We start from the raw sequence: 13,302 nt of genomic DNA, 5'->3' as shown, positions 1-13,302 counted from the left end.
GCTTACCTCTTGTTCTTCAGTGCGGTGCCCAGCACCTGCAGGTAGGCGACCAGCGCGTCCATCTCGCTCTTGCCCTTCACCGCGTCTCTGGCCCCGGCGATGTCCTCATCGCTGTAGGGCACGCCGAAACCGCGCATGATCTGCATCTTCCTGGCGGTGTCCTGGCCGTCCAGCGTGTTCTCCACCAGCCAGGGGTAGGCCGGCATCTTCGACTCGGGCACCAGGTTGCGCGGGTTGTACAGGTGGGCACGGTGCCATTCGTCCGAGTAGCGGCCGCCGACGCGGGCCAGGTCCGGGCCGGTACGCTTGGAGCCCCACAGGAAGGGGTAATCCCAGACGCTCTCGCCGGCCACCGAGTAGTGGCCGTAGCGCTCGGTCTCGGCGCGGAACGGGCGGATCATCTGCGAGTGGCAGCCGACGCAGCCTTCCTTGATGTAAACGTCGCGGCCTTCCAGTTGCAGCGCGGTGTAGGGCTTGAGGCCGGCCACCGGCTCGTTGGCGACGTCCTGAAAGAACAGCGGGACGATCTGGGTCAGGCCGCCGATGCTGACGGCCAGGACCATCAGCAGGGCCATCAGGCCGATGTTCTTCTCGATGATTTCGTGTTTCATCAGTGGGCTCCTTCAACCGAGAACTGCGCGGCGGCTTCCACCTCGGCAGGCTTGCTGGCGCGTACCGTCTGCCAGACGTTCCAGGCCATCAGCAGCATGCCGGCGAAGAAGATCGCACCGCCGACCACCCGCACCACGAAGCCGGGGTGGCTGGCTTCCAGGGCTTCGACGAAGGAGTAGGTGAGGGTGCCGTCTTCGTTGACCGCCCGCCACATCAGGCCCTGGGTGATGCCGTTGACCCACATCGAGGCGATGTACAGCACGGTGCCGATGGTGGCCAGCCAGAAGTGGGCGTTGATCAGCGCGATGCTGTGCATCTGCTCGCGGCCGAACACCCTGGGGATCAGGTGATAGAGCGAGCCGATGGAGATCATCGCGACCCAGCCGAGGGCACCGGCATGCACGTGACCGATGGTCCAGTCGGTGTAGTGGGACAGGGCGTTGACGGTCTTGATCGCCATCATCGGGCCTTCGAAGGTGGACATGCCGTAGAAGGCCAGGGACACCACCAGAAAGCGCAGGATCGGGTCTGTGCGCAACTTATGCCAGGCGCCGGACAGGGTCATCATGCCGTTGATCATGCCGCCCCAGCTCGGCGCCAGCAGCACCAGGGACATGACCATGCCGAGAGACTGGGCCCAGTCCGGCAGGGCGGTGTAGTGCAGGTGGTGCGGGCCGGCCCAGATATACAGGGTGATCAGCGCCCAGAAGTGCACGATCGACAGGCGATAGGAGTACACCGGGCGTTCGGCCTGCTTGGGCACGAAGTAGTACATCATCCCCAGGAAGCCGGCGGTGAGGAAGAAGCCCACGGCGTTGTGGCCGTACCACCACTGGATCATCGCATCGGTGGCGCCGGAGTAGATCGAGTAGGACTTGGTCAGACTGACCGGAACCTCCAGGTTGTTGACCAGGTGCAGCAGGGCCACGGTGAGGATGAAGCCGCCGAAGAACCAGTTGCCCACATAGATGTGGCTGACCTTGCGCTTCATCACCGTGCCGAAGAAGACGATGGCGTAGCTCACCCAGACCAGGGTGATGAGGATGTCGATCGGCCATTCCAGCTCGGCGTATTCCTTGGAGCTGGTGTAGCCCAGCGGCAGGCTGATGGCCGCCAGCAGTATCACCAGCTGCCAGCCCCAGAAGGTGAAGGCGGCCAGCCTGGGGGCGAACAGCGTGGCCTGGGAGGTGCGCTGCACCGCGTAGTAGCTGGTGGCGAACAAGGCGCAGCCGCCGAAGGCGAAGATCACCGCGTTGGTATGCAGCGGTCGCAGGCGGCCGAAGCTGGTCCAGGGCAGGTCGAAGTTGAGTGCGGGCCAGGCCAGCTGAGCGGCGATCAGCACGCCGAGGCCCATGCCGACTATGCCCCACACCACTGTCATAATGGCGAACTGGCGGACCACCCTGTAGTTGTAGGCGGCACTGGTTGTTGTGTTCATGTCTGGGCTTCCATCCACGGTTATGGCAGAACGTCCGATAGCCGCGCAGGGCACAGGCATGAGCGGGCCAGGGCCCACGGATATCGAAGCGAGGCAAGCATGAGCAAAGGGCAGGGCATGGGTATTGACGGGGATCAATGCGCACAGGGGAGCGAGGGGCAGGCCTGGTTGTGGAATCGGCCCGTGGGCGAGTGCCGGGCGACGCTGATTCTCGCCCATGGCGCCGGCGCGCCGATGGACAGCGAATTCATGCAGCAGATGGCCGAGCGCCTGGCGGCGCGCGGCGTGGCGGTACTGCGCTTCGAGTTCGATTACATGGCCGCAAGGCGCCTGGATGGCAAGAAACGCCCGCCCAACCCCCAGGCCAAGTTGCTGGAGCAGTGGCGCGCGGTGCATGACCGGGTGCGGCAACAGGTCGCGGGGCCGCTGGCCATCGGCGGCAAGTCCATGGGCGGGCGCATGGCCAGCCTGTTGGCCGATGAGCTGGGGACCGACGCCCTGGTGTGCCTGGGTTACCCCTTCCACGCCATCGGCAAGCCCGACAAGCCGCGGGTCGCGCACCTGGCCGAGTTGCGCACGCCGGCCCTGATCGTCCAGGGCGAGCGCGACCCGATGGGCGACCGCCCGAAGGTGGCTGGCTATACCCTGTCACAGACGATCCAGGTGCATTGGCTGACGGCCGCCGACCACGACCTCAAGCCGCTGAAAAGCTCGGGCCGTACTCACGCCCAGCATCTGGAGGCGGCCGCCGATGCGGTGGCGGCCTTTCTAACACGCTAGCTAGGCGAGATCGTCGTCCGGGATTAGGGCCAGCAGATCGGTGACGCCGACATCCTGCCCGGCCTGGTGCAGGAGGGTGGTCGCCTGGCCGCGATGATGGGTTTGGTGATTGAAGAAATGCAGCAGCAAACTGGCGAAAGGGCGGCGGGCGGGCACGCCTTTCATGTTGCGGTAGGCGAGGCAGTCATCGAGGTCGTCCTCGCTCAGCGAGTCGATCCACGCGCAAATCAGCTCGTCCAGCCAGCGGCGGTGGGCGCAGAGTTCGGCAAAGTCGCGGAACAGCAGCTGATCGAGCGTGGCCGGCTTGGCCAGGGCGGTCACCGGGGCCAGGCTCGCCTTGCCGGAGGGGTGCTCGGCAAAGCGTTGCAGCCAGACCCTGTCGCCTACCAGGATATGGTTGAGCGTGCCGAGTATCGACCCGAAGTACGCCCCTCTATCTGCGGCCAGGGCCTCAGGCGGCAGTTGCCCGCAGGCCTCATAGAGCCGGAGGTTCATCCACTGGTTGTAGCGCGCCAATAGGGCCAGGTGCGGTTGCAGGTTCATTGGGTGCGATCCCCAGGTTGTATGCTGCTCGGGTCTAGTGAGGTGTGTAGTGTTCGGGGCTCTCACAGCATTCGGCTCATGTAGAGGCTGTTCGGGTCTTCTGCGTAGTCTGCGAAGGGCGGGCAGAACGTGAAGCCATGCTGGCGATAGAGGCTGCAGGCCGGCGCGAAGAACGGCATGGCGCCGGTTTCCAGGCTGATGCGGCGGAAACCGCGCCGCCTGGCCTCATGCAGGATATGGGTCAACAACGATGAGGCTATGCCCCTGCCACGATGGGCCGGGCTGGTACGCATCGACTTGATCTCCCCATGCTCGGCGTCGAGCCTCTTGATTGCGCCGCAGCCCACCAGTTCCAGATCGAGCCAGGCAGTCCAGAAAAGGATGTCGGGCTTCTTCAAATCGTTGATGTCGAGGGCGTGATTGCTTTCAGGCGGGGATACCGAACGCATGTCCTGCAGGTGCTGTTCGAGAAAACCCGCGATCTCCGGGCCCGAGAGGTCGTCTAAGCGTATATCCATATACCTGTACCCGCTATTTCCGGGGGCGCTGGCATGTGGCGGTTAAGGCGCCGCGCATATAGCCGCCCGTATTGAGGCTACTCGTACCCAGTTTTCCGCGTCTTCGGGGGGGCTTTCCCTTTGATGGCAGCAGTCACGCCGTGACCGAAGGGGGGGAAGCGCACCGGCCGGGGCCGGTGCGTCGAGGCGCGGTTCAGCGGTTGAAGCGCTCCACCAGGGAGTACTGGCCTTGGGCGGTGGCCGTGAGCTCGCCGCTGAGCTGGGCGGTGCTCTGCGCTTCTCCGGCGGTCTGATCGGCCAGATGGGCGATGGTAGTGATGTTCTGGTTGATCTCATCGGCTACCGCGCTCTGTTCCTCGGCCGCGGCGGCGATCTGGTTGGCCATGTCGGCGATGTTGGCCACCGCGTCGCTGATCCCGGCGAGGGCCTGGTCGGCCTTCTGCACGCTGTCGACGCCGTCGTCGGCCTGCTTGCGGCCGATTTCCATGGTCATCACCGCCTCTTCCGCGGTGCGCTGCAGCTTGGCGATCAACTGGTGAATCTGGCCGGTGGACTCGGCGGTGCGCTGCGCCAGGGAGCGCACTTCGTCCGCCACCACCGCGAAGCCGCGGCCCATTTCGCCGGCGCGGGCAGCCTCGATGGCGGCGTTGAGGGCCAGCAGGTTGGTCTGGTCGGCGATGCCCTTGATCACATCGACCACGCCGCCGATTTCGTTGCTGTCCTGAGCCAGGCGGGTGACGGTCTCGCCGGTTTCGCCGACCGACAGCGACAGGCGCTGGATCGCTTCGCGAGTCTCCGCGGCGATGTTGCGGCCCTCGCTGGTCAGGCGGTTGGCTTCCTGGGTGGCGATGGCGGTGCGCGCCACGTTGCTCGCCACCTCCAGGGTGGTGGCGGCCATTTCGTTGACCGCGGTGGCGACCTGCTCGGTTTCCTGGCGCTGACGCTCCAGGCCGGCCGAACTGTTCTGGGCCAGAGTGTCGGCGCGCTGCGCCTGTTGGGCCAGGTTTTCGGCGCTGTCCTGCAGGCGGGTCAGGCAGGTTCTCATGCGCGCATCCTGGCTGAGCATGGACAGTTCCAGGCGACCCTGGGCGCCTCGGCTGTCGGTATACATCTGCGCAATCAGCGGGTCGGAGGTGGTCTGCTCGGCCAGTTGCAGCAGGCGCTTGATGCCGCGTTGCTGCCAGTTCAGGCCGGCCAGGCCGAGGGGGATCGAGAGCAGGGCGGCCAGCAGGAAGCCCCAGCTGGAGTCGAGCCAGGCGCCGATCAGGAAGCCGATCTGGCTGACCAGAATGAACGGCAGCCAATCCTGCAGCACCGGTAGCCAGCGGTCACGGCTGGGGATCGCCGACTTGCCGGAATTGATGCGCTGGTAGAGCTTTTCGGCGCGGCGTACCTGCTCGGCAGTGGGCTTGATCCGCACCGACTCGTAGCCGACCAGTTGGCCCTTCTCCGACACCGGGGTGACGTAGGCGTTGACCCAGTAGTGGTCGCCGTTCTTGCAGCGGTTCTTGACGATGCCCATCCACGGCTTGCCCTGTTTCAGGGTCTGCCACATGTGCTCGAATACCGCAGGCGGTACGTCGGGGTGGCGCACCAGGTTGTGGGGCGCGCCCATCAGCTCGTCACGGCTGAAGCCGCTGATCTCGATGAAGGTCTCGTTGCAGTAGGTGATCTGGCCCTTGGCATTGGTGGTGGAGATCAGACGCTGCTGGGCCGGAAAACTGCGTTCACGTTGGGTAATGGGCTGATTATTGCGCATGGCTGAGGATGTCCCTGGGGCGATACTGTTCTTCTCGGCCGTTGTCGCCGAAAGTTGAGCGCTAGAGTAATGCGCCTGAGGCGACTTGGTTTGACCCGCATCAGGACTTTTTATGCCGAGGTTGTGGCAGTGCATTGCCCTGCCATCTGGCTCAGCTGCCGGCGATCAGTTGCCGCAGCACATAGTGCAGGATGCCGCCGGCCTTGAAGTACTCCACCTCGTTGAGGGTGTCGATGCGGCACAGCACCTCGAAGCGCTCGCCGGAGCCGTCGGCGCGGTTGAGTTCGACCGTCAGGTTCATGTGCGGGTGCAGTTCGACGCCGTCCAGGCCGCAGATGCTCAGGGTCTCCCTGCCATCCAGCTCCAGGCTCTTGCGGTTCTGGCCGGCCTTGAACTGTAGGGGCAACACGCCCATGCCGACCAGGTTGGAGCGGTGGATGCGCTCGAAGCTCTCGGCGATCACCGCCTTGACCCCGAGCAGGTTGGTGCCCTTGGCCGCCCAGTCGCGGGAGGAGCCGGTGCCGTACTCCTTGCCGGCGATCACCAGCAGCGGGGTGCCGGTGTCCTGGTAGCGCATGGCCGCGTCGAAGATCGCCAGCTTTTCGCCGCTGGGCACGTGCAGGGTATGGCCGCCTTCCTCGCCGCCGAGCATTTCGTTCCTGATGCGGATATTGGCGAAGGTCCCGCGCATCATCACCTCGTGATTGCCGCGGCGCGAGCCGTAGGAGTTGAAGTCCTTGGGCTCCACGCCCTGTTCGCGCAGGTAGCGGCCGGCCGGGCTGTCGGCCTTGATGTTGCCGGCGGGGGAGATGTGGTCGGTGGTCACCGAGTCGCCGAGCAGGGCGAGGATGCGCGCCTGGTGGATGTCGCCTATATGGGGCGGTGCCTCGTCGATCGCCTCGAAGAACGGTGGGTGCTGGATGTAGGTGGAGTCGGCTTGCCAGGCGTAGGTGTCGGCGACCGGCACCTCGATGGCTCGCCACTGTTCGTCGCCGGCGAACACCTCGGCATATTCCTTGTGAAACATCGCCGTGTCGACCTTCTGGATCGCCTCGGCGATTTCCTGCTGGCTGGGCCAGATATCGCGCAGATAGACCGGCTTGCCATCCTGGCCATGGCCCAGCGGCTCCTCGCCCAGGTGCATGCGCACGCTGCCGGCCAGGGCGTAGGCCACCACCAGGGGCGGGGAGGCCAGCCAGTTGGTCTTCACCAGGGGGTGCACGCGGCCCTCGAAGTTGCGGTTGCCGGACAGCACCGAGGCCACGGTCAGGTCGTTTTCCTGGATGGCCCGCTCGATGGGCTCGAGCAGCGGTCCGGAGTTGCCGATGCAGGTGGTGCAGCCGTAACCGACCAGATCGAAGCCGAGCTCGTCCAGATACCGGGTGAGGCCGGCGGCCTTGAAATACTCGGTCACCACCTTGGAGCCAGGGGCCAGGGAACTCTTCACCCAGGGTTTGCGTTGCAGGCCTTTCTCGATGGCCTTCTTGGCCAGCAGGCCGGCGGCCATCATCACGCTGGGGTTGGAGGTGTTGGTGCAGGAGGTGATGGCGGCGATCACCACCGCGCCGTCCTTCAAGCGGTGGGTCTGGCCGTCATGGTCGTAGTCGACTTCACCGATCTGCGCGGCGCCGCCCACCGCGGCGCCACCGCCGCCCTCGTTGAGCAGGCGGCTCTCCTCCTTGGGGCTGGCTTTCATTTGCAGCCCCATGAACTCATCGAAGGCCCGGCTGACCTGGGACAGGGCCACCCGGTCCTGGGGGCGCTTGGGACCGGCCAGGCAGGCCTCGACCCGGTCCATGTCCAGTTCCATGCTGTCGCTGAACAGCGGCTCGTGGCCGGGCTCGCGCCACAGGCCCTGGGCCTTGCAGTAGGCCTCGACCAGCTTGACGCACTGTTCCGGGCGGCCGGACAGGCGTAGATAGCCGAGGGTGATCTCGTCGACCGGGAAGAAGCCGCAGGTCGCGCCATATTCCGGGGCCATGTTGGCGATGGTGGCGCGGTCGGCCAGTGGCAGGTCGGCCAGGCCGTCGCCGTAGAACTCGACGAACTTGCCGACCACGCCCTTGCTGCGCAGCATCTGGGTCACGGTCAGCACCAGGTCGGTGGCGGTGATACCCTCCTTGAGCTTGCCGCTGAGCTTGAAGCCGACCACCTCGGGAATCAGCATCGACACCGGTTGGCCGAGCATGGCCGCCTCCGCCTCGATGCCGCCCACCCCCCAGCCGAGTACGCCGAGGCCGTTGATCATGGTGGTGTGCGAGTCGGTGCCGACCAGGGTGTCGGGAAAGGCGAAGAGCCGGCCGTCTTCTTCCTTGGTCCACACGGTGCGGCCGAGGTATTCCAGGTTGACCTGGTGGCAGATGCCGGTGCCCGGCGGCACCACGCGGAAGTTGTCGAACGCATGCTGGCCCCAGCGCAGGAAGGCATAGCGTTCGCCGTTGCGCTGCATCTCCATGGCCACGTTCTGTTCGAAGGCGGCCTGGCTGGCGAATTTGTCGACCATCACCGAGTGGTCAATCACCAGGTCGACCGGCGACAGCGGGTTGATCTTCTGCGGGTCGCCGCCGGCCTTGGCCATGGCCTGGCGCATGGCAGCCAGGTCGACCACCGCCGGCACCCCGGTGAAATCCTGCATCAGCACCCGGGCCGGCCGGTACTGGATCTCCCGCTCCGAGCCGCGGCTCTTGAGCCAATCGCCCATGGCCCGCAGGTCGTCGCCCGTGACGGTCTTGCCGTCTTCCCAGCGCAACAGGTTCTCCAGCAGCACCTTCAGTGACATCGGCAGCCTGTCGAGGTCGCCGAGGGCTTTGGCGGCCTCCGGCAGGCTGAAATACTGGTAGGTCTGGTCGCCGACTGCGAGGCTGCGACGACTGTTCAGGCTATCGAGGGAAGGCATTGTCCATCTCCTAGGGGCTCGCCCGGCGCGAGCCGGATTTAACGCGGCAGAGTCTTCAAACTAGTCCTGCTTGGCGGGTCTTTCCATCTATCGGGACAGGCCGTTGCCACCTGGGGTTCCCGACTCCGTTAGAATGCGCGCCTTGAGGAGAACCCCGATGAATACTTTGTTACTGCACTGCCGCCCCGGTTTCGAGGGCGAGGTCTGTGCGGAGATCGCCGAACACGCCGGCCGCCTGCAGGTGGCCGGCTACGCCAAGGGCAAGCCAGGCACGGCCTATGCCGAATTCATCTGCAGCGAGGCCGGGGGCGCCGAGCGCCTGATGTCCGAGCTGCGGTTCAACCGGCTGATCTTCCCGCGGCAGTGGGCCCGTGGGAGCTTTGTCGAACTGCCGGAGAGCGACCGCATCAGTGTGCTGCTGGCTCACCTGGCGGACTTCCCGAGCTGCGGCAGCCTGTGGCTGGAGGTGCTGGACAGCAACGAGGGCAAGGAGCTGTCGAATTTCTGCAAGAAGTTCGAGGCGCCGCTGCGCAAGGCCTTGAGCAAGGCCGGCAAGTTGCTCGAGGACGGGCACAAGCCACGGCTGCTGCTGACCTTCCTCAGCGGTCGGCAGGTGTTCGTCGGCCTGGCCGAGGCCAATAACTCGGCGCAATGGCCCATGGGCATTCCGCGCCTGAAGTTCCCCCGCGAGGCGCCGAGCCGTTCGACGCTCAAGCTGGAGGAGGCCTGGCACACCTTCATCCCCCGCGAGCAGTGGGATCAGCGCCTGTCGGACGAGATGACCGGCGTCGACCTCGGTGCCGCCCCCGGCGGCTGGACCTACCAGCTGGTACGTCGCGGCATGCTGGTCACCGCCATCGACAACGGCCCCATGGCCGAGAGCCTGATGGATACCGGGCTGGTGCAGCACCTGATGGTCGACGGTTTCACCTGGAAGCCCAGGCAGCCGGTGGACTGGATGGTCTGCGACATAGTGGAGAAGCCCGCGCGCAGCGCCGCCTTGCTGGAGACCTGGATAGGCGAGGGGCTGTGCCGCGAGGCGGTGGTCAACCTCAAGCTGCCGATGAAGCAGCGCTACGCCGAGGTGCGCCGCCTGCTCCAGCGCCTCGAGGAGGCCTTCGCCGCGCGCAAGATCAAGGTGTCGATCGCCTGCAAACAGCTGTATCACGACCGCGAGGAGGTCACCTGCCACCTGCGTCGCCTGGGCAAGTAGCGGGTTCGACTGAGGCTCATTGTTCGTCGCGGGGTGCAGGCGGCTGGGGCCTGGCCCAGTAGCTCTGCTTGTGGCCGTGGGCCTCGAACTCACGGGCCAGTGCCTCGGCGGCCTCCTGGCTGAGGTCGCTGCGCACGATGAACTCGTTACCGTTGTCGTCCAGGCGCACCAGGCACCAGGGCTGTTGTCCGGGGGCGATAGGCATAGAAGGAAACCCACAGATTCTTCAGGCGCATTGCGCCTATCTTTAGCCGCTACAGTCTAGTTCGCGCAGCGAGTCGAGGCGGTTCGCTCGCCGAAGGTGACCTGAGGGTCAGGTTTGCGCGACAATGACGGCCTGTCCATGGAGCCTGCCGATGTCCCTGCGAAGCGATGCCATTCACGACGACCTGCTCGACGCCACCGGGCTGAACTGCCCCGAGCCGGTGATGATGCTGCACAACAAGGTGCGCGACCTGCCGGCCGGCGGCCTGCTCAAGGTGATCGCCACCGACCCCTCGACCCGCCGCGATATCCCCAAGTTCTGTGTGTTCCTCGGCCACGAGTTGCTGGAGCAGGCGGAAGAGGCCGGCACCTACCTGTACTGGATCCGCAAGAAGGTCGACTGATGGGCTGGTACTTCGCCTACGGCTCGAACATGAACCCGGCGCGCATGCAGGCGCGCGGCCTGTGCGTGCGCGAGGCCATGGCAGGCAGCCTGCCGGGCTACGCCCTGTGCTTCGACAAGCGCGCGGTGGATCGCCCCGGCTGCGCCTATGCCAACATCCGCCACCAGCGCGGCTCCGTGGTGGAGGGTGTGCTCTATCGCCTGGCCGAGCTGGAGGAGATCGCCAAGCTCGACCCCTTCGAGGGCACGCCGATCTACTACAGTCGCGAGCGACTGCCGATCCTCACCGCCCATGGCGTGCAGCCGGCCTGGGTGTATATCGCCAACCCGGCCTTCCGCGAGGAGGGGCTGCTGCCGGCCAGCGACTACCTGGCCCATCTGCTGGCGGGGCGCGAGTACCTGTCGGAGCCCTACTGGTCGCTGTTGGCGGCCTGGCCCTCCCAGCCCGCCTGACCCGGCGCCAGGCCGCAGCTCTTCAGGGCCAGCTGCCAGGCGCGAACGTGTCGGTCGTTGGTCTGCTGGAAATCCTGCCACAGTGATTCCCGCTCCCCCGCCAGGTCGAGCAGGTAGCCCCGCGTGGCCGCCGGGATCTGAGGGGCCTCGCCGAGCCGGCGCAGGCTGTCGCTCCAGCGTTGGCCGCGCCGGTGCACCCGGGCCAGATAGGGCTGCAGGCCGCCGGCATAGAACTTGACGAAGATGTTCTGCAGGATGCGTCCGGCGGGGGTCGGTTTGCCCTGGGGGCAGACCGGCCTGTGCTGCAGGCGATGCTCCAGTAACAGGCTGGCCTGCTCCAGGGTGTGTCGGAGGCTGGCCAGGCTGGTGATCAACTGACCGCCCTGGTCGCTGCTGTGCAGGGCGAAGAACAGTGGGTCGAGTTGCGCCACCGAGGGCGGCAGGCGCTGCGGCAGGGCACTGCCGAGGGCCGCCAGCTGCGCCAGGGCATCGAGGGCCGCGGTGTCCTCGGCGGGCTGCACGGGCAGGGCCTGGTCGGCGAAACGCAGGTAGCGCTCGACCTCGGGGCTGCCATTCAGGGCATTCCAGAACACCGCGGGCAATTGCCGGCGCTTCTGCGCCGCCAGGGCGCTCAGGGTGACCTGCAGCTCCTGCGTCCGGCTCGCCTGCAGGGTATCGAGGCAGGCCTGCAGGGCGCGCAGCAGATCGCCTTCGTAGCCCAGGCGGTTGCTCGGCTGCAGTTGCTTGCCCAGGCTGCTGTTGCGCTGGCTGATCTGTTGCTGCAGCGCGGGGCAATGGCGTACATCGACCAACAGCTCGAGCAGGCCGATACGGGTCTCGGGGATGCTGATCAGCCGTTGGCGTCGCGGCGGCATGCGGTAGCGCAGCAGCTGTGCCGGGTCGAAGCCGGCGAAGCCGTCGCCTTCGACGGCGTTGTTCAGGCGTTGCAGGTAGTCGGTCTGCAGCGCCAGGCCATCGTCGGTCGGGCCGCAGGCCGTGAGGCCGAGCAGGGCTAACAGAACGAGGATTCTGGGCTTCATCCTGCCAGCTTAGCCGCCCGGATGCGCCTCCGTGCACTGCGGCTCAGGCGCAGCGCCAACATGACCGCCGCACAGGTCAGGCCCACCACCAGGCCTTGCCAGAGTCCGCGTGGGCCGCTGGGCGTGCCGAGCCAGTCGGTCAGGCCCAGGGCGTAGCCGATCGGCAGGCCGATGCCCCAATAGGCGAACAGGGTCAGCAGCATGGTCACCCGGGTGTCCTGATAGCCGCGTAGCGCCCCGGCGGCAGTGACCTGGACCGCGTCCGACAGTTGGAACAGCGCGGCATAGACGATCAGCCCGGCGGCCAGGGCGATCACCGCCGGGTCGGGGCTATAGATCCCTACGATCGGCTCGCGCAGCAACAGGATCAGGCTGGCGGAGAGGCAGGCATAGGCCAGGGCGCTGGCCATGCCGACACCGGCGGCGAAGCGGGCCCCGCGTGGGTCGTCACGGCCCAGGGCCTGGCCGACCCGCACGGTGACCGCCATGCCCAGGGAATAGGGGATCATGAACACCAGTGAGCTGAAGTTCAGGGCGATCTGGTGGCCGGCCACCACGGTGGCGCCGAGGCCGCCGATCAGCAGAGCGATCACCGCGAAGATGCTCGATTCGGCGAACACCGCGATGCCGATCGGCAGGCCGATCGCCAACAGGCGACGGATCACCGGCCACTGCGGGCGCTCGAAGCGACCGAACAGCTCACTCGGCCGGTAATAAGGGGCCCACTTCACCCACCAGAGCATGCCCAGCAGCATGAATCCCATCACCAGGGCCGTGGCCCAGCCACAGCCGACGCCGCCCATGGCCGGTAGGCCGAGTTTGCCGTAGATGAAGATGTAGTTCAGCGGAATGTTCAGCAGCAGGCCGATGATGCCCAGCACCATGCTCGGTCGGGTGTGACCCAGGCCGTCGCTGAAACAGCGCAGCACGTGATACAGCGCCACCGCCGGGAAGCCGCAGGCCACCGCGCGCAGGTAGGCCATGGCCGGGCCGACCAGGGCCGGCTCGACGTCCATCCAGTGCAGCACGACCTCGGCGTTCCACAAGGCCGCCGCCGCCGCGCCACCGACCGCCAGGGCCAGCCACAGGGCCTGGCGCACCAGCGGGCCGATGGCGGCCTGCTGGCCGGCGCCGAAGCGCTGGGCGACCTTCGGCGTGGTGGCCAGGAGGACGCCGGTCATCAGCAGAAATACCGGCACCCAGATCGAGTTGCCCAGGGCCACCGCCGCCAGGTCGCGCGGGCCGACCCGGCCGGCCATCACGGTGTCGACGAAGCCCATGGCGGTGTGCGCCAGCTGGGCGATGATGATCGGCGTGGCCAGGATCAGCAGGCTGCGCAGTTCGGTGCGCACGCGCCGCTGGCGCGATTCGGCAGGCATAGAGGTCATCCACTGGCACTCTGGGAAAACCGCGCAGTTTACTCGTTGACGCATGGGTCAGGAA

The 13,302-nt window shown here is 66.4% G+C and carries 13 protein-coding genes; 4 read left to right on the top strand and 9 right to left on the bottom strand.

Annotation, left to right across the window (positions count from 1 at the left end):
* Window positions 1-2: 2 nt before the first annotated feature.
* Together ccoO and ccoN are read right to left on the bottom strand one after the other, a co-directional pair.
* The gene (gene ccoO, locus ACSX1C_RS06365) at window positions 3-611 is read right to left on the bottom strand and encodes a cytochrome-c oxidase, cbb3-type subunit II (protein WP_439888719.1); all 609 of its coding nucleotides are present in this window, start codon (window positions 609-611) and stop codon (window positions 3-5) included.
* Entirely contained in the window at window positions 611-2,050 is a 1,440-nt protein-coding gene (ccoN, locus tag ACSX1C_RS06360) for a cytochrome-c oxidase, cbb3-type subunit I (protein WP_439888718.1), read from the bottom strand. Before ccoN ends, ccoO begins: the two co-directional genes overlap by 1 nt.
* Before the next feature lie 99 nt (window positions 2,051-2,149).
* On the opposite strand from ccoN, the gene ACSX1C_RS06355 reads away from it, so the two are divergent.
* Complete coding sequence (locus ACSX1C_RS06355; RefSeq protein WP_439888717.1) at window positions 2,150-2,830, top strand: alpha/beta family hydrolase; 681 nt, start codon at window positions 2,150-2,152, stop codon at window positions 2,828-2,830.
* Here the strand turns inward: ACSX1C_RS06355 and ACSX1C_RS06350 are convergent, their stop codons facing one another.
* The 4 genes from ACSX1C_RS06350 to acnA form a co-directional block, all read right to left on the bottom strand.
* Window positions 2,831-3,373: a DinB family protein gene (locus ACSX1C_RS06350; RefSeq protein WP_439888716.1), complete on the bottom strand. Its 543-nt coding sequence runs from the start codon at window positions 3,371-3,373 to the stop codon at window positions 2,831-2,833.
* A 62-nt stretch (window positions 3,374-3,435) separates the two neighbouring features.
* Window positions 3,436-3,891: a GNAT family N-acetyltransferase gene (locus ACSX1C_RS06345; protein WP_439888715.1), complete on the bottom strand. Its 456-nt coding sequence runs from the start codon at window positions 3,889-3,891 to the stop codon at window positions 3,436-3,438.
* Window positions 3,892-4,084: 193 nt separating this feature from the next.
* Window positions 4,085-5,650, bottom strand: a complete 1,566-nt coding sequence (locus ACSX1C_RS06340; protein ID WP_369959408.1) for a methyl-accepting chemotaxis protein — start codon at window positions 5,648-5,650, stop codon at window positions 4,085-4,087.
* Window positions 5,651-5,801: 151 nt separating this feature from the next.
* Window positions 5,802-8,546 carry an aconitate hydratase AcnA gene (gene acnA / locus ACSX1C_RS06335; RefSeq protein WP_439888714.1) on the bottom strand — a complete coding sequence of 915 codons (2,745 nt, stop codon included), beginning with the start codon at window positions 8,544-8,546 and terminating at the stop codon, window positions 5,802-5,804.
* A 157-nt stretch (window positions 8,547-8,703) separates the two neighbouring features.
* On the opposite strand from acnA, the gene rlmM reads away from it, so the two are divergent.
* Window positions 8,704-9,759, top strand: a complete 1,056-nt coding sequence (rlmM, locus tag ACSX1C_RS06330) for a 23S rRNA (cytidine(2498)-2'-O)-methyltransferase RlmM (RefSeq protein WP_318646151.1) — start codon at window positions 8,704-8,706, stop codon at window positions 9,757-9,759.
* Window positions 9,760-9,775: 16 nt separating this feature from the next.
* Here the strand turns inward: rlmM and ACSX1C_RS06325 are convergent, their stop codons facing one another.
* Window positions 9,776-9,964, bottom strand: a complete 189-nt coding sequence (locus ACSX1C_RS06325) for a hypothetical protein (RefSeq protein ID WP_439888713.1) — start codon at window positions 9,962-9,964, stop codon at window positions 9,776-9,778.
* Between the two features lie 151 nt (window positions 9,965-10,115).
* Between ACSX1C_RS06325 and tusA the strand changes: the two genes are divergently transcribed.
* Both tusA and ACSX1C_RS06315 read left to right on the top strand, forming a co-directional pair.
* Window positions 10,116-10,367: a sulfurtransferase TusA gene (gene tusA, locus ACSX1C_RS06320; RefSeq protein WP_318646153.1), complete on the top strand. Its 252-nt coding sequence runs from the start codon at window positions 10,116-10,118 to the stop codon at window positions 10,365-10,367.
* A complete protein-coding gene (locus ACSX1C_RS06315; protein WP_439888712.1) occupies window positions 10,367-10,819 on the top strand; it encodes a gamma-glutamylcyclotransferase family protein in 453 nt (150 codons plus the stop codon). Before tusA ends, ACSX1C_RS06315 begins: the two co-directional genes overlap by 1 nt.
* Here ACSX1C_RS06315 and ACSX1C_RS06310 read toward each other — a convergent pair.
* Window positions 10,777-11,859: a DUF3080 family protein gene (locus tag ACSX1C_RS06310; RefSeq protein ID WP_439888711.1), complete on the bottom strand. Its 1,083-nt coding sequence runs from the start codon at window positions 11,857-11,859 to the stop codon at window positions 10,777-10,779. The two genes, ACSX1C_RS06315 and ACSX1C_RS06310, sit on opposite strands and share 43 nt — an antisense overlap.
* The gene (locus tag ACSX1C_RS06305) at window positions 11,856-13,238 is read right to left on the bottom strand and encodes an MATE family efflux transporter (protein ID WP_439888710.1); all 1,383 of its coding nucleotides are present in this window, start codon (window positions 13,236-13,238) and stop codon (window positions 11,856-11,858) included. Before ACSX1C_RS06305 ends, ACSX1C_RS06310 begins: the two co-directional genes overlap by 4 nt.
* Window positions 13,239-13,302: the final 64 nt, after the last annotated feature.

This window comes from Pseudomonas sp. MBLB4123 (genome assembly GCF_051904775.1).
In the GTDB taxonomy this organism is placed as follows: domain Bacteria; phylum Pseudomonadota; class Gammaproteobacteria; order Pseudomonadales; family Pseudomonadaceae; genus Aquipseudomonas; species Aquipseudomonas benzenivorans_B.
The sequence above is the reverse complement of the archived record's forward strand: the minus strand, read 5'-3'. Positions and strand labels throughout refer to the sequence as shown.